15 protein-coding genes are annotated in these 16,587 nt (G+C 57.1%); 12 read left to right on the forward strand and 3 right to left on the reverse strand.

Annotation, left to right across the window (positions count from 1 at the left end):
* Positions 1 to 21: 21 nt before the first annotated feature.
* From nhaC to ACI0FJ_RS08820, 12 genes are all read left to right on the forward strand, one after another.
* Positions 22 to 1,449 (forward strand): Na+/H+ antiporter NhaC, encoded by a 1,428-nt coding sequence (gene nhaC / locus ACI0FJ_RS08765; protein WP_424301917.1) that lies wholly within the window; start codon positions 22 to 24, stop codon positions 1,447 to 1,449.
* Positions 1,450 to 1,480: 31 nt separating this feature from the next.
* A complete protein-coding gene (locus ACI0FJ_RS08770) occupies positions 1,481 to 3,043 on the forward strand; it encodes a sulfatase (RefSeq protein ID WP_424301920.1) in 1,563 nt (520 codons plus the stop codon).
* A gap of 52 nt (positions 3,044 to 3,095) precedes the next feature.
* A complete protein-coding gene (locus ACI0FJ_RS08775; protein WP_424301923.1) occupies positions 3,096 to 3,851 on the forward strand; it encodes a Crp/Fnr family transcriptional regulator in 756 nt (251 codons plus the stop codon).
* A gap of 54 nt (positions 3,852 to 3,905) precedes the next feature.
* Positions 3,906 to 4,220 (forward strand): thioredoxin family protein, encoded by a 315-nt coding sequence (locus ACI0FJ_RS08780; protein ID WP_424301926.1) that lies wholly within the window; start codon positions 3,906 to 3,908, stop codon positions 4,218 to 4,220.
* Positions 4,221 to 4,229: 9 nt separating this feature from the next.
* Positions 4,230 to 5,165 carry an NAD(P)/FAD-dependent oxidoreductase gene (locus tag ACI0FJ_RS08785; protein WP_424301929.1) on the forward strand — a complete coding sequence of 312 codons (936 nt, stop codon included), beginning with the start codon at positions 4,230 to 4,232 and terminating at the stop codon, positions 5,163 to 5,165.
* Positions 5,166 to 5,180: 15 nt separating this feature from the next.
* Positions 5,181 to 5,489, forward strand: coding sequence for a hypothetical protein (locus ACI0FJ_RS08790; protein WP_424301932.1), 309 nt, complete (start codon positions 5,181 to 5,183; stop codon positions 5,487 to 5,489).
* Positions 5,490 to 5,660: 171 nt separating this feature from the next.
* The gene (ybaK, locus tag ACI0FJ_RS08795) at positions 5,661 to 6,128 is read left to right on the forward strand and encodes a Cys-tRNA(Pro) deacylase (RefSeq protein ID WP_424301935.1); all 468 of its coding nucleotides are present in this window, start codon (positions 5,661 to 5,663) and stop codon (positions 6,126 to 6,128) included.
* A gap of 138 nt (positions 6,129 to 6,266) precedes the next feature.
* Complete coding sequence (locus tag ACI0FJ_RS08800; RefSeq protein ID WP_424301938.1) at positions 6,267 to 7,325, forward strand: extracellular solute-binding protein; 1,059 nt, start codon at positions 6,267 to 6,269, stop codon at positions 7,323 to 7,325.
* A 175-nt stretch (positions 7,326 to 7,500) separates the two neighbouring features.
* Positions 7,501 to 8,619: an ABC transporter ATP-binding protein gene (locus ACI0FJ_RS08805; protein ID WP_424301941.1), complete on the forward strand. Its 1,119-nt coding sequence runs from the start codon at positions 7,501 to 7,503 to the stop codon at positions 8,617 to 8,619.
* A 1-nt stretch (position 8,620) separates the two neighbouring features.
* Positions 8,621 to 9,475, forward strand: coding sequence for an ABC transporter permease (locus ACI0FJ_RS08810; protein WP_424301944.1), 855 nt, complete (start codon positions 8,621 to 8,623; stop codon positions 9,473 to 9,475).
* The gene (locus tag ACI0FJ_RS08815) at positions 9,472 to 10,326 is read left to right on the forward strand and encodes an ABC transporter permease (RefSeq protein WP_424301946.1); all 855 of its coding nucleotides are present in this window, start codon (positions 9,472 to 9,474) and stop codon (positions 10,324 to 10,326) included. Before ACI0FJ_RS08810 ends, ACI0FJ_RS08815 begins: the two co-directional genes overlap by 4 nt.
* Positions 10,327 to 11,166 carry a glycerophosphodiester phosphodiesterase gene (locus tag ACI0FJ_RS08820; RefSeq protein WP_424301949.1) on the forward strand — a complete coding sequence of 280 codons (840 nt, stop codon included), beginning with the start codon at positions 10,327 to 10,329 and terminating at the stop codon, positions 11,164 to 11,166.
* 82 nt (positions 11,167 to 11,248) lie between these two features.
* On the opposite strand, the gene ACI0FJ_RS08825 is transcribed toward ACI0FJ_RS08820, so the two are convergent.
* From ACI0FJ_RS08825 to ACI0FJ_RS08835, 3 genes are all read right to left on the reverse strand, one after another.
* Complete coding sequence (locus tag ACI0FJ_RS08825; protein ID WP_424301952.1) at positions 11,249 to 13,390, reverse strand: mechanosensitive ion channel family protein; 2,142 nt, start codon at positions 13,388 to 13,390, stop codon at positions 11,249 to 11,251.
* 248 nt (positions 13,391 to 13,638) lie between these two features.
* Positions 13,639 to 15,147, reverse strand: coding sequence for a DNA recombination protein RmuC (rmuC, locus tag ACI0FJ_RS08830; protein WP_424301955.1), 1,509 nt, complete (start codon positions 15,145 to 15,147; stop codon positions 13,639 to 13,641).
* 257 nt (positions 15,148 to 15,404) lie between these two features.
* Positions 15,405 to 16,538, reverse strand: coding sequence for a hypothetical protein (locus tag ACI0FJ_RS08835; protein ID WP_424301958.1), 1,134 nt, complete (start codon positions 16,536 to 16,538; stop codon positions 15,405 to 15,407).
* Positions 16,539 to 16,587: the final 49 nt, after the last annotated feature.

Below are 16,587 nucleotides of genomic sequence, written 5' to 3' on the forward strand. Positions count from 1 at the left end.
TCCCGCCCGGTAGGAGTCTTTATGAGCCCGGACGAAAGAAAGCCTTCGCTTTTATGGGCCTTGCTTACCTTTTTGCTTCCCGTTGCCATTATTCTTTACGGCACCGTCTTTGTCGGTGTCCGCCCCCCCATTCTTCCCCTGCTTGTGGCCGTGGCTGTTGCCGGTATCATGTGCCTGAAGATCGGCTACTCGTGGAACGAGCTGCAGGAAGGAATGCTTGCCGCCGTGGGCCGCATCCAATTGGCGGTGGCCATTCTGATGCTGGTGGGCATGATCATTGCCGCCTGGATGGCCTCAGGAACCATACCGGCCATCATCTATTGGGGGCTGCGCCTCATTGCCCCGGAACATTTTCTGGTTTCCGCCTTCCTCCTCTGTGCCGTGGCCTCGCTGGCAACGGGTACGTCCTTCGGAACCATGGGAACCATCGGCGTCGCCCTGATAGGCGTGGGCGGAGCCATGAACTTCACCCCGGCCTGGACCGTGGGAGCCATTGTTTCCGGCGCCTACTTCGGGGACAAGATGTCTCCGGTTTCCGATTCCACGAACATTGCGGCCACGGTCTGCGAAGTGCCGCTGTTCACACACATTTCCTCCATGCTCTGGACCACCATTCCAGCAGCCGTCGTGGCCATCGTCGGCTATGAAATCCTCGGCTCCATGCATACCGGCAATCTGAGCGGCATCGGCAGCATCAATACCATCCTCACCACTCTGGAAGCCTCGTACAGTCTTTCGCCCATCGCCTTCATTCCTCCCGTGCTGATGATCATCCTGGCCTACAAACGGCTGCCGGTTCTGCCGGTCATGGTCGTCTGCCTGGTGAGCGCCCTGGCCATAGCCATGTTCGAAGGCGCAACACTTTCCGCCCTGGCAAAGCAGCTGACCACCGGCTACAAGGCCACGACCGCATCGGGCGAGCTGAACAAGCTCCTCTCCCGCGGCGGCCTGATGAGCATCATGGTGACCATTCTCCTGCTGACCAGCGGCATGGCCTTTGGCGGCATATTGGAAAAGGCCCGCGTGCTGGAAGTACTGCTGGACGCCATGTTGCGCGGTGCCAAGTCCACCATTTCCCTGGTGGGCGCAACCCTGGTGGCCGCCTACATCATCCTGCTGGGAACCGGCAGCCAGATTCTTGCTGTCGTCGTGCCCGGACGCGCCTTTGCCGACGCCTTCAAGGACGCGAAAATCGATGCCCGTATCCTGTCCAGAACCTGCGAGGACGCAGGCACGCTCGGCTGCCCCCTGGTTCCCTGGAGCGTGCATGCCTTTTACATTTTGGGCGTCCTCGGCGTCAGTGCCGTGGATTTTCTGCCCTATGCCTTTCTGAACATTGCCGTCCCAGTCTTTTCCGTACTCTGCGCCATTACGGGATTCGGCATTGTGACCCGCGACGGCAAGCCGGTCCGCTCCCTGCGTTCCGGCAAGGCATCCAACGCCGCCTAAACCTGCTGCTCACTGAACAAAGGAGCACACCATGACTCGAAAAAGACCAGAAAACGTACTCTTCATCATGCTTGATACCCTGCAGTTCAATTATCTGGGCTGCTATGGGAACAAGGAAGTCAAAACCCCGAATCTGGATAAATTCGCTGAAAAGGGATTTCTGTTCGAGAATGTCTACAGCGAGGGCCTGCCCACCATTCCGGCGCGCCGCGCCCTGATGACGGGCCGCTTTACCCTGCCCTACAGCGGCTGGCGGCCGCTGACCACGGAAGACACCAGCCTGACGGACATGCTCTGGTGCCGCGAGGTGCAGACCGCGCTGGTGTACGACACCCCGCCCATGCGCCTGCCCAAATACGGCTATTGCCGCGGCTTCGACTATGTCCGCTTCTGCAACGGCCACGAGCTGGACCACGAGACCTTCAGCCATGTGCCGCTCAAGGAAGGGATCAAGGGCGAGGACTACCTTTCCCCCCAATGGCTGTACAAAAACGAAGACGGCGAATACGACGATTCCAGCAAATCGCTGATCCGCGAGACCGAATGCTACCTGCGCCAGCGCCAGAACTGGACCTCGGACGCGGACAACTACGCCTCCGTGGTCATCAGCGAGGCGGACAACTGGCTCAAGGAAAAACGCGACCCCAACCGGCCGTTCTTCCTGTGGCTGGACTCCTTTGACCCCCATGAACCCTGGGATCCGCCATCTGTATGGGAAAACAAGCCCTGTCCGTACAACCCGGACTACGAGGGCAACCCCCTGCTGCTGGCCCCCTGGACCGAGATAAAAGGGGTGATGACCGAAGAGGAATGCGCCCACATACGCGCCCTGTACGCCGAAAAAGTGACCCTGGTGGACAAGTGGCTTGGCAAGCTGTTCGATTCCCTCAAGGCTCAGAATCTCTGGGACGACACCATGGTCATCATCACTTCCGACCACGGACAGCCCATGGGCTCTGGCGAACACGGACACGGCCTGATGCGCAAATGCCGCCCCTGGCCCTACGAGGAACTGGCACACGTGCCCCTGCTCATCCACATGCCCGGGCTTGAAGGCGGCAAACGCATCGAGAGCTTTGTGCAGAACGTGGACGTTACCGCAACCATGCTGGACGCCCTGGGGCTGATGTCCGCCCATGCCCTGGAAGAAAAGGGACACGAAGGCATCAACACCTTTGACGCGGACGACATCCAGGGCATAAGCCTTTTGCCCGTGATGCGCGGCGAAACCGACACGGTGCGCGACTTTGCCATAGCCGGGTACTACGGGATGTCCTGGTCCATCATCAATCACGACTACAGCTACATCCACTGGCTGCAGAAGGAGATTGACACGGACTCCATGAACAGGGTCTTTTATGATGGTTCCGGTTTGGGCGGCAACGCGGGTGCGCAATCCGCCAAGCTGGAAATGAAGGAAGAGATGTGGACCTGCGTGCCGGGCGCCGAGGTTTCCGTGCCGCAGTCCGACGAGCTGTACGACAGAAAAACAGACCAGTTCCAGTTGAACAATATCATTGATGAACAACCGGAAAAGGCCAAGGAACTCCTTCAGGAACTCAAGCTGTACATCGGGGAGCTGCGCACCACATAGCCGGAAAAATTGCAAAGCCCAATCCGGCAGCCTGCCCACCTGCGCAGGAAGCGTGGGCAACACCACTCCCATGTCCTGGGGAGCAGGCTGCCGGAGAATCGGTGACCGGACAACTGACGAGACCAATGCCATGCCGCAACAAAAAGTTGAAGAATTCTGGAGAGTCAGAATAGACAGCAATGTCTGGGAACAGGTGCTGCACCTGGGGCTCAGGCAGAAGTTCAGCCATGGCGAGGAAATCATCAGCGCGGGAGAACGGGTTGAAAGGCTCTGCTACCTGCATTCCGGCGAAGTGTGCATGAAGCGGACGTCCATGGAAGGCTCCGAAAAGATCATCATGCACATTGCCCAGCACTCGCTTTTCTGCGAAGTGCCGTTCTTTACCGACTGTCCCATCACCAGTTCCTTTGTCTGCCACCAGGATGCGACCGTCTATTTCTTTCCCAGGGAAACAGTGGACGCCATGGTTGCCGAGCACCCGGAAATCGCCAAGGACATCATCCGGACGCTTTCCGAAAAAGTGAGTGTGCTCTGCAACCAATCCGCCTCGCTGGGGCTGGACAGCCTGGAACAACGCATAGTGAAATTCATCCTCCTGCAATACAACTCCCTGCCCCTGCATTCCAACGAGATCATCTCGCTGGGGTCCTTGAAGATGAAGGACATTGCCGGGATTTTGAGCGTCCACCGGGTGACGCTCTACAAAGCCTTCAAGGAGTTGGAAAGCCGGGGATTCATAAAAATGCTCAGCAGAAACAGGCTGCAGATCATCGACATCGAGTCGCTGAGTGCCATTGCCTACGAATAACTGCCCCGAGCATTCCCGATTCAACACCCGGAATTTCCCCAAACCGGAGAATACATGAGCGCCATACATCCCCTGACAGATCAGGCCAGCCTGGAATTTTTCGCAGGCCTGGACGATGCCATCGTCTTTTTTCACAAGGACCTCTGCCCGCACTGCAAGAACATGGAAAAAGTGCTGGAAAAGTTCAGTGCCAAGGCCCCGGACGTACAGCTTTTCAGCGTGGACAGCGAAAAGCATGCCGACCTCATGGAAACACTCTCGTTCGAGCGCGTCCCCACCCTGGTCTTTGTCCGCAGCGGCCAAGTAGCCACGGTCAAATCCGGGCTGATGAATCCCCGCGAACTCAAAGCCCTGTACGCCTCCCTTTAGGGTGAAGCCATGAACACAGCATACGACATCATCATCCTGGGCGGCGGCGTGGCAGGCATGACCGCAGCCATCTACGCCGCCCGCGCCAACCTGCGCGTCCTGATTCTGGACGAGAACGCCTGTGGCGGGCTGGTCAACTGGACCAAGGTTGTCGAGAACATGCCCTCCTACAAGTCCGTGGGCGGCATGGAACTGGTGCAGCGCATCCAGGACCAGGTGGAAGCCCTGGGCGTGGACGTGGAAGAAGCGGCCTGCATAGACTCCATGGAGCTGACAGGCACGGAAAAAGTTATCGAGGCGGACGACACCACCTACACGGCAAAGGCGGTCATCGTGGCTACCGGACGCAAGCCCGTGCCCCTGAAAGTTGGCAATGTGGCCGACGTGGCCGAAAACTGCGAACAGGTCCACTTTTGCGCCATTTGCGACGGAGCCGCCTATGTGGGCAAACGGGTGCTGGTGGTGGGCGGCGGCAACAGCGGGTTTGACGAAGCCATCGCCCTGCTGGACCAGGGCATAAAGGAGCTGGTGCTGGTGGAAAAGATGGACCGTTTTTTTGCCGCCCAAACCGCTCAGGACCAGCTTGCCTGCCGCAGCAACGCCACGGCCCGCCATTCCACGGAAGTGGCCGCCCTGCACTGCGACGGCGCACTCCGGTCCGTTACCCTGCGCAATGTGGACACGGGCCAAGAGGAAGAATGCGCCTGCGACGGCATTTTCGTCTTCATGGGCCAGCAGCCCGGCACGGAAATATTCCAGGGCCAGCTTGCCATGGACGAATCCGGCTACATCCAAACCGACGAGCTGATGGCCACCAACGTGGCCGGAGTGTTCGCGGCCGGAGACGTGCGCCCCAAAAAGTACCGCCAGATCACCACAGCCATGGCCGACGGCACTGTGGCGGCCTTGGAGGCGGAGCGCTTTCTGCGCACCATGGCCTGCTAGCCCGGAGCCCATCCAATGGAACCGCTGCACATAACCATTCTGGACCCCGATACGGGATTGGCGGAAAAGGCGGCCAGACGGCTTCGCGCCCATATGAAGAAACACGGGGTCCAGGCCTGCGTGCAGGAAGTCACCTGCTACCTTGAGATTTCCAGGCAGGGACTTCAGGGGAAAACCCCGGTCATTGCCGTGGACGGGTCGTTTTTTCAATGCAAAAATCTGGAAGATGACCTGCTGGCCCAATTTGCCGACTGGCTGACTACCGATGTGCTGGCCCAAAAACAAGGCCAGCCGTCGGGCCAACAACAGGGCCAAAGCGAATAAAGGCTGAGGGGAGCGGCACCCCCAATTGGGCATCTCCCAATTTGGCATCTCAAAGTTGCGCACCAGCCGCGAATTCGGCACACTCCCTACCGGCCCGTGCATCCGTACAAACCGAAGCGGAGCGCACAAGGCACATCTTCGCAATGCACTTTGCAGAAAGGATCAGCCCCAATGACACCGGCCATAAAAAAAGCAAAACAAGCCAAGATCACCTACGTTGTCCACGAATACGAACACGACCCGGCTGCCGAATCCTTTGGCAAGGAAGCGGCGCAAAAGCTGGGCGTGGACCCGGCCCGCGTGTTCAAGACCCTGGTGGTGTCCGGGGCGGGCAAGGACCCGTGCGTGGCCGTGGTGCCCGTCATGCTGCGGCTGGACCTGAAGCTCGTGGCCAAGGCGCTGGGCGCGAAAAAGGTCGCCATGGCCGAAGTGCCCCTGGTGGAACGCGTCACCGGCTATGTGGTCGGCGGCGTCAGCCCGCTGGGGCAGAAAAAACAACTGCGCACGGTCATCGACGCCTCGGCCCAAAACCACGACACCATCTTCGTGAGCGCAGGGCGCAGGGGGCTGGACATCGAACTTTCCCCGCACGATCTCCTGGCCCTGACACGGGCGGACTTCGCCCCCATAGCCAAATAAGACGCAATGTCTCTGCTCTGCAATCAAGTCGTTAACCAAACGTAACACTCTGGCGGACCTCGATGACGTATAAAGAGGAAAGTATCTGCTTTAGGCAACAACATACTTCCCCCTGTTACAAAAACGGAGTCCACCCCCATGAAAAAAATTCTTGTGCTCGCCCTGTTGGCGGTTGTGGCCATGGCCGGAGCCGCACAGGCCGAAACCCTCAAGCTGCTGACCTGGAAAGGTTATGCCCCGCAAAAGCTGGTAGAGGCCTTTGAAAAAGAAACCGGCATCAATGTAGAAATCACCTACTCCAACAACGAAGAAATGATCGCCAAGCTGCGCGCCACGCGCGGCGCCGGTTTCGACCTGGCCCAGCCTTCCCAGGACCGTATTTCCTCTGTCCAGGCCAAGTACGACCTGTACCAGCCCATGGACTACTCCCGCATCGATTCCAAGCTCTTCATCCCCTCCATGCTGCAGGCCGTTAAAAAGAACACCCTGGTGGACGGCAAATCCTATGCCGTGCCCTTTTGCTGGGGCACTTCCGGCCTGGTCGTGAACAGCGACAAGGCCTCGGGTGTCGATTCCTACAAGGCGCTGATCGATCCCAAATACAAGGGCCGCGTCAGCTACCGCCTCAAGCGCCCCACTCTCATCGCCATGGGCTACGCCCTGGGATACGATCCCTTTGCCCTGTACAGCGACGTGGCCGGCTACAAGGCCATGCTGGACAAAGTGGCGGAAGCGCTCATTGCGGCCAAACCCATTGTGAAGAACTACTGGGCCAACGGCGATTCCCTCATCCAATCCATGCGTTCCGGCGAAGTATATGTGGCCATGGCCTGGGATGCAGGCGGATGGAAGCTGCACGCCGCCAACAAGGCCATAGACTTCAAGGCCCCCAAGGAAGGCGCCCTGGGCTGGATAGACACCTTTGCCATTCCGGCCAAGGCCGAAAACGTCTCCGCCGCCTACAAGTGGATCAACTTCATGCTAAAGCCTGAAAACTCCGGCTACTTCACCTCGCAGGAAAAATGCGCCACCGCCTCCAAGGACGCCATGAAGTACACGGACAAGGCCGTCAGCGCCAACTTCACCCGCAGTTTCCCGCAGGCCGCCATAGACAACATCAAGTGGTATCCGCCCGTCCCTGCCAAGCTGGAAAGCATGGAAGGCAAGGTTCTGGATAAGATAAAGGCTGCCAACTAAGCCACCGAGTGCCGTGTGCCTGCACAGGCAGGCGCAAGGAACAAAGCGTCATCAGGGCCAACGCGGCTCAAGCGTCATTCAGGCCGGTACGGTGCATCACGCCGTACCGGCCCAGCCCTGCACGTCCGTCCGTTTGCGGCGGGTACCGTTTTCACCACCCACCCGAGAAGTCACCATGTCCAATGATCTTTCCGTAAGCGCCCTCACCAAACACTTTGGCGATTTTACCGCTGTTGATGAAATCTCCTTTGACGTGCCCGAAGGTTCCTTCTTTTCCATCCTCGGCCCGTCCGGCTGCGGAAAAACAACCCTGCTGCGCATGATCGCCGGCTTTGACAAACCCACCTCCGGGCGCATTGAAATCCGCGGCAGGGACATGGCCGACGTGCCGCCCAACCGCCGCCCGATCAACCTGGTGTTTCAACATCTGGCCCTGTTCCCCATGATGGACGTGCAGGAAAACATCGCCTTCGGCCTGAAGCGCCGGGGCGTAAGCGCGGGGGATATTCAAAAAAAGGTCGCTTCCATTCTGGAACGGGTCGGCCTGCCCGGATACGCAGCCAAGCAGATACACCAGCTTTCCGGCGGACAGCGCCAACGCGTGGCCATTGCCCGCTGTCTGGTGCTGGAACCGTCCGTGCTGCTGCTGGACGAACCGCTGGGCGCGCTGGATTTGAAACTGCGTGAGCAGATGAAGGTGGAACTGAAAAAATTGCAGGGCGAGGTGGGCACCACATTCGTCTACATAACCCATGACCAGTCCGAAGCCCTGGTCATGTCCGATCAGGTGGCGGTAATGAATCACGGAAAGTTCGAGCAGGTGGGCACGCCCCAGGAGCTGTACCGCAATCCGGCCACCCCCTTTGTGGCGGAATTCGTCGGCGACACCAACGCCTGGCAGGGATGCGCCGTACAAACGGCCACGGACAGCATGCGCATTACCACGGACGAGGGATTTGTATTCAACGTGCGCGGCACCGACCTGCCTTCGCTGGATTCGGGGAAGGGGAAGGAGCGCGCCGTCACCCTGTTTCTGCGGCCCGAGGCCATCACCATTGCCCCTTCTTCCTCCCCTATCCCAAATGCCAAAGACGGCCTGAACATGTTTGGCGTAACCGTAAAGAACATCCTCTTTGACGGAGCCAACAGCCGCCTGCTGACCGCCACGCCGCAGGGACGTGAGCTGCTGGTGGCCCTGCCCCAGAACCGCGAGTTCGACCATATCCGTCCGGGCGATGTCATCGACCTGGGCTGGCACCCGGAATCCGCCACTGTATTTTGCGTGGAGGGCTGAAATGAACAAATCGCGCCTGACCCTCTGGATATTTCTGGCCCCGGTCCTGCTGTGGCTGGTGCTGCTCATCGTGCTGCCGCAGATCGATCTCCTCACCATGAGCCTGCGCGGCGAAAACGACTACGGCGACATGGTCTGGACCCTGAACAACTACCTGAATTTCTTCACCGAACCCATTTACTGGGCCACCTTTGTACGGACCGCGCTGTACGCCATCATCACCACGTTTCTCACCTTTCTGCTGGCCATGCCCGTCTCCTTCTACCTTGCCAAGCTGGCCCGCAAACGGGTACAGGGCGCGCTGATGATTCTGCTGCTTCTGCCCTTCTGGGTCAGCGAGCTGGTACGCGTGTACGGCTGGATGATCCTGCTGCGCGAATCCGGCGTGCTCAACTTCATCATGCTTTCGCTAGGCATCATCCACACCCCGGTGGAGATGCTCTACAATGACGCCACCATGATCATGGGGCTGGTCTACACCTCCATGCTGTTCATGGTGGTGCCGCTGGTTTCGGTAATGGAAAGCCTGGACGATAGTCTTATAGAAGCAGCACACGACCTGGGCGCGGGCAAATGGACCATCTGGCGCACCATCATCATTCCCCATTGCAAGCCGGGCATCACTTCAGGCTCCATCGTCGTCTTCATGCTGGCCCTGGGCAACTATCTCACCCCCAACCTCATGGGCGGCAAGAACTCCCTGTGGTTTACGGAACAGATCTACAACCAATTCATCGCCAGCTTCAACTGGAACCAGGGCGCGGCCTTCGGCTTCCTGCTCCTGGCCCTCAGCTCGCTCATCATCTGGGCCGGGCTGAAACTTTCACGCCAGAAACTCGACGAGGTGGCGTCATGATCCGCTCTTTGCCGCGCAGCCGGACCTACAACTTGTCGTTCAACCTCTTCATCCTGGCCTATTTTGTTTTCCTGTTCGCCCCACTGGTGGTGACCTGCGTACTGGCCTTCAACAATTCCAATTTCCCGGCCCTGCCCTGGCAGGGATTCACGCTGGACTGGTTCTTTTCCAACGGCCCAAAACGCGTGGGGCTGTTTCACGACGCCCAGACCCTGCGGGCAATTTTCACCAGCTTTAAAACCGCTGTTCTGATGGCGTTTTTCAGCGTAGTGGTGGGCACATGCGCCAGCTTCTTGTTTGAAAAGGAAAACTTCCGGTTCAAGGGAGTTCTCTATTTTCTCATGCTGGCGCCGCTGGTCATTCCCGGCGTTATTCTGGGCATTTCCCTGCTGCTGGCCGCCAACACCGCGGGGGCGTTCTTCGACCGGACCTTTGGTTTCGATCTCGACGTCTTCCGCCCAAGTTTCTGGCTGGTTGTTGTGGGGCAGTTCTCATTCATCTCCACCTTTGTTACACTGGTGGTATCGGCCCGGCTGCGCAAGTTCGACACCAGCCTGGAGGAAGCGGCCCTCAACCTGGGCGCAACGCCGTTGCAGGTCATCTGGTTCGTCACCCTCAAGTACCTGCGCCCGGCCATCTTCGGCGCGGGAGCCGTGGCCTTTCTTATGAGTTTCGAGAACTTCAACACCACGTTGTTTCTCATCGGGTCCGAACCGACCCTGCCCATCAACCTCTACATGCAGGTCCGCGACGGGAGCACGCCCATCATCAACGCGGTGTCCCTGATGCTTATTGTAGGAACCTCGCTGCTGGCCCTGGTGAACCTGTATTTTACCCGACGGGGAGAATAGATGTTTTTCGATTTGCTGCCGAAAGGCGGATATGTATGCGCCCACCGTGGAGCCCGCTCCGAGGCCCCGGAAAATACCATGCTGGCGGCCCGCGCCGCCCTGGACGCCAAGGCAGACTTTTGGGAGCTGGACGTTGCCCTCACCTCGGACAACGCGCTGGTGGTAATCCACGACGACTCTCTGGAACGGACCACGGATGTGCGGGCCCACAAGGAATTTCAGAACCGCGCGCCCTGGCCGGTACACGCCTTCCGCTACGCGGAGTTGCGGCGGCTGGACGCGGGAACGTGGTTTCATGCCACCGATCCGTTCGGGACCATTGCCGCCGGAAAGGTCTCCCGCCAGACACTGGAAAAGTGCCCCGGGCAACGCATCCCCACCCTGCGGGACGCGCTGGAATTTTCCCGCGACAACAACCTGCCCGTAAACATAGAAATAAAAGATCAGCTGCACGTGCCCGGAGACCCGGACATTGTAAAAGCCGTGCACAAGGAACTGCTGCGCACCGGAACCAGGGAGATGGCCCTCATCTCCTCGTTCAACCACGGCTACCTGGCCGCCCTGCGTCGCCTGGACCCGGAAATTCCCATGGCTGCCCTGGTGGAGGGACGCCACCCGGACGACATCGTTCGGTATCTCAAAAGCCTGGGAGCCTGCGGCTACCACCCGGACTGCGAAATAACCGATACCGCCCTGGTCCGCGAACTGGCTGACGCTGGCATAAAGGTGACGCCCTATACGGTGAACGACATGGACCAGGCCGAAGCCTTTTTGCAGGCCGGATGCTTTGCCGTAACCACGGACTTTCCACGCAGCCTGCGCCAACGGCTGGCCCCATAGAACCTGCCCCGGCTGCAACGAAAAAAGCCCCGGCAATCCGTTCAGGGAATTGCCGGGGCTTTTTCGTTGCCGTCGGATATGTTCACATTTCCATTTTTTCGTCCGAATCCGGGGGCAGCCCCATCACCTCTCTGGCGATTTTCCTGCCTTCCTTCCCGGCCGTGTCGGAATCCTGAAAATCCCTATACTCCGGCTTGTTGTCCGCAATATTGTAGATGGTACGCGAGGGGAACGCGAAGCTCACGCCCAGCCGTTCCGCCAGCAGGATGGCGTCCATGATGAATTTCTCGCGCGATTCCAGCTCTTTGGAACGATTGTTGGTGCCGAAATACATGTCGATCCAGATGTCAATGGACGAATCCCCCAACTCGTAGATGTAGACGTTGAAGCGATTTTTCCGGGTAAGAGGATGCTCGTAGATAAGTTCGCGCAGCCCTTCCACAAACGCCTGAATCAGCCGGGGCGGCGTGTCGTACTGCACGCCAAAGGTAGTCTGGTAGCGGCGAAAACTGCGCTTGCCCCTGTTGTCCAAGGGCTGGCTGATGAACCGGGCGTTGGGAATCGTCACCAGGGAGTCGTCCAGGGTACGAATTTCCGTACTGCGGATGCCCACGCTTTCGATGGTTCCGGAATAGCCCTCCACCACCACATAGTCGCCCACGGTGAATGGTCTGGTGGCGACGATCATCACGGTGCCGAAGATGTTCTCCACCGTATCCTTGCCAGCCAGGGCCAAAGCCAGGCCGCCGATGCCCAGAGCCGCCAGAATGTTCCGGCTGTTGTGGCCGAAGAGCGTGGCCACGGCCACCAGCCCCACCACAAGGACGAGGATTTTGACCACCTGGGCCACGACCTGAAGCATGGTGTCCTGGGTACGGTTCCGTGTACGGTCCACGAAAAAACCGAAACCGATCTCGACCACAAGGCAGCCCATCCAGGTAAGGGTGATGATGGTCAACAGGTCCAGAACAAAGACCCCCGACTGCAGCAGAAACGAGGACGTGGTAACCACCAGCAGGGTGTTGAGCACCAGGGCGCTTACGATTGCGATACGGGCAGGAAGAATGAGGGACAGGACCGGAGAGCCACCATCATCGCGTTTGAGATTGGGCATCATGCGCGCAAGGCGGCGCAAGATGAGCCCGACCACAAAGCACAGCAAGGGGATAAGCAGCAGAGCCACCGCCATGCAGACGTACTTCCAGCCATTGATGCCCCAGACCTTCTGCTCCAGGGAGGGGAAATTCATCTGGACCAGATCGTCCACCATAACGTGCAGGGGAACGTCTCCGGCCCAGTAGTCGTAGTTGGAATACTGGATTTCCTTGGCCATGCCGTTGGTCATGAAATCGTCGTACACCGCGCTGACCACTTCCATGCTCTTGAAAGTGAATTTCCAGGACTTCGTGCCATCGGCGTCCGTGTAGACATTCATGGTGATGATGCCCACGCCGGGACGTACGAGAAAAACAGGAAAACTATCAGTAGCCGGGTCCGCGGAAAGCTGCTCGAAATTCAAAGGAGAACGGTAGGCCAGTATCCTGTAGAGCTGTACGGCCCAGATTTCCCCCAGAGTGTCCCGCACCGCAGGGCTCAGCGGCTCAAGATCGAGGGTCTGGACCGCATCTTCCAAAGTGTACCCGCCAAAGCCCCGGACTCCGGAACGCAAGGTCAGCGTGGTTCGGTAGGGAGAGGAAAGCTCGCTGACAAAGGTATCGCCTTCCATATCCGCACGCGTCATCTTGTCCAGATGGTTTCTGATCTTCCGGTACATCTCGTCCAGTATGACGTCCTCTTCCTTGCCCGTGGAAAAGCACCATTTTCCATTGGGCGCCTTTTCCATGCGAAAGATGAAATTATACCCATCTCTGCCCCCCAGCTGCACGACCAGATGGTCTTTATCGCCGGGTTCTGGAATGTCCCTGACCGGATCGAAATCAATGTTCTGGATGATCAGATTGAGCTTTTTGGCCGTGCGCAGCAGATAGGTGTCTTTCTGGCTGGCCGAAACGTTTTTGGGCGGCTCTATGCGGGCAAAGACCGTGTCTACCAGGCTGTTGTCGCCTTTTTCGTAGGCAAGCATGCCCCGGTGCAGGTCCACAAAGGCCTGGCCTACAGGATTCACATCCAGCGCAAACGCCGGGGCCTGCAAAAGAAAAACAAGGCACAAGGCAGCCAAAAGGTGAAACCGAAAAAACAGGCGAAACCGGGAAAAATGACGCATATCTTCAACTCTCCTTGTACGCAGGGAGGGGAATTATCATGTTGCACAGACTGCTACAGATACTTCATCCCGCCCGATTATACAAAAGTAAATGTGAAGGGCAACGGGCACATGGAGGGAAGAAAATATCAGGTAGCAAGACTTAGAGAAGCGTGGTTTGCTCTCCCATCTGATAGCCTGGAAGGCTAAAAAACAGACAATTACAGAATAAAAAATAACAACAAAAGACGTTAAAAAACTCGTAGCTTTTACCCTGTAACTTTATCCTTCCCGGCTGAGAACTCATGAGAAGACTCCAAAGACTTCTCTACAATGTTTGCTGGTAAAGATTTCTTAGGGCTTATTCCCATGTCTCTAAGCATTTCTGCCTGACGGATCAGGTTGCCCGTACCATCGTAGAACTTGGTACAGGCCTTATTATAAGATTCCTGGGTCATCCTGATACGTTTGCCAACATCTTCTAAGTCTTCAACAAAGTTAACGAATTTGTCGTACAGTAGCCCGCCACGCTTGGCGATATCCTGCGCGTTTTGATTCTGTTGCTCCTGCCGCCACAGATGAGCCACAGTGCGGATCACAAATAGCAACGTCGTGGGGCTGACAAGAAGCACGTTTTTATTCCAGGCCTCCTGCCAAAGGGCTGCGTCGCAAGAGATGGCAAGCATGAAAGCTGATTCCACGGGAATGAACATTATCACACAATCTAAAGATTTCACGCCATACAGAGCTTGATAATTTTTAGAAGACAGATCCTTAATATGACCTTTGATTGAGGCCATATGGCGCTTGGATGCAGCTGTTCGCTGTGCTTCATCCTCTGCCTCGGCGTATTCCAGATACGCATTAAGCGAGACTTTGGAGTCGACAACCAAGTACTTGTCCTCGGGAAGATTAATAATCACATCTGGTTGAGCCCGACTGCCATCTTCTCGTGTATGGCTTTTCTGAACCGTATACTCTTGGTCCTTACGTAAACCTGAACTCTCTAAAATCCGCTCAAGGATCAACTCACCCCAGTCACCACGGATTTTGGACTGCCCCTTCAAGGCGCTGGTCAAATTTTTAGCATCATCAGAGAGTTGGGTATTAAGCTCCATGAGTTGTTTGACTTGGCTAGCCAAGGCCGAACGGTCTTTATTTTCCTGATAGTAGGTCTTTTCCACTTGATCTTTGAACTCGCGCAATTGGTGTTGTAATGGATCCAGCAGATGCTTAATGTTTTTTTGATTCTGGTCGGTGAATCGCTTGGATTTATCTTCCAAGATCTGATTTGCAAGCTCTTTGAACTGTAAAGAAAGATGCTCCCTGGCCTGCTCCAGCAAAGCCAATTTTTCCGCCCCCTGCTGTTGCTCTGCCTTAAGTTGTGTACTCAACGAGGCTTCACTCGCCCTCAGTTCCTGCAGACGGGACTCCAAATCCTCCTTCACCTGAGTCAAAACGAAAATAGATTTAGCGTCAGACTCAATCTTTTCATCGCGGGCCACGATGGTTGAGCGGGCGGCGCCAAGCTGCTGACTCAGCTCGGACAGTTGGTCTGTCAATCTGTTGTTTTCCACCTTAGCCTTATCCAACTCTGTTTCCAGCTTTGGTACCCGAGTCAATTGCTCCTCAAATACTGCAATCTGGGGCTGTACCTGCGCACGAGCGTGCGCTGCCGCAACCTGAGCTCGCTGACGGCCAAAAAAAGAGGCGACAATCAAACCGATTATCAGCCCGAAAACCAAAGCCCCCAGCAGAATCATAACATCAGTAGGCATTCCTACTCTCCTCCCCTACCTGAACCACTATTTTATGTTGTAATGCCGGACGATTAGAAATCCCCATTAAATTTTTGGCAGACCCGCAAATAAAAAAATGGGGAAAGGCGTGAAGCGATACGAACACTTTTATTTATAGCTATTACTACGAAAAATCAAAGCTGCTTCCCCTACCACGTAGAGCCATGGCCTAAGTGGTTCAAAGCCTGATGCCGCACACTGTTCCTGCGCGGCATCAGGCAAAACTCTCGGGCCGATTATTGCGCCGGAATGGTCACCTGTACGGGCAATGACTGGGAACTGTCGTCTATGAGGGTAAAGGCCAGCATCAGAAAGGAAAAGACCTGCTTGGTGGCAATGTCGTGGTCGTCCACCCAAAACCAGTGCCCACGGCATTTGACGGCAACAAAAGCGGCCTCCGGCTGCGTCGCCCCGGACTGCACGGCAATGCCGCTCAAAAGCCCCTCGCCAGAAACATCCCCGGAGGTATCCGAAACACCGGGCAGGGCACAATGCGACACGACATCTTCTTCCGGGATATTCACCCGCACCGCAACGGTAGCCAGAATCTGCAACAGGGAATAGGTCTGCACGGCAATTTCCCGGCGGGTTCGGGGCTCCGGGGCGTTCACCAGCACATATTCACGCACGGTGGGGTCAAGATCCAACAACGTCTGGAGTTCTTCCACCAGAGCGTTTACTTCCGAGGTCGGCTTCGGACTTCCCAAAAGCATGCATGGCCGGAGCTGTTGCCCTGCCTGCCGCCCGGCCGGTCGGGCAATCACATGCATGGCGTTAAGGTATTGCAGGCGGGAGATGATATCCACAACCCGGCGGAAAGCAGGCTGGGACGGAATGTGCCCATACGAAGAAAAGGTCTCATTGCGCAGGCCGTTTATGGAGCGTACGCCCAGGCGAAACAAAAATTCAGCCGACGCCCCGGATTCTATGCTCAGCATGACGTTGACCAAAGGCATGGGCGACATGACGCCCCGCCGGAACGGTGCCCCTGTCATGGGGCGGTAGGTGATGGTTGGCCGGTCCGTATATTTTCCGGAAAGCCCAAGCTCCCCTTCGCTGAAAGTGCTTGCCGAGGCCATGTCGAACACCGAGCGGGAAAAAGTAAACGAACCTCCGGCCTCCAGGGTGTAACCGGCCACAATGTCGCCGATATCCACAAAGAAAAGCGGCTCCACATAGCGGATTTTGACAATGTTCAACAGAATCTGCCGCTTCCAGGACTCGGTCAGCGAGGTATTGTAGTTGGCACGGTCCACCATAACCTTGCCCGGCCCCACGCCCGCGCATCCGGCCAGCAGCGCCAGCAAAATCACCATCAATCCCAGCCTGCCAACGCTCCAACGGACCGACCTGATATCCTTTCCCGGCATAGCGGCTCCATTTTCGGCACATGCCAAACATTGCAGACCATCGAAAAAG

The sequence above is a fragment of the Desulfovibrio sp. 7SRBS1 genome, assembly GCF_049723905.1.
GTDB lineage: Bacteria > Desulfobacterota > Desulfovibrionia > Desulfovibrionales > Desulfovibrionaceae.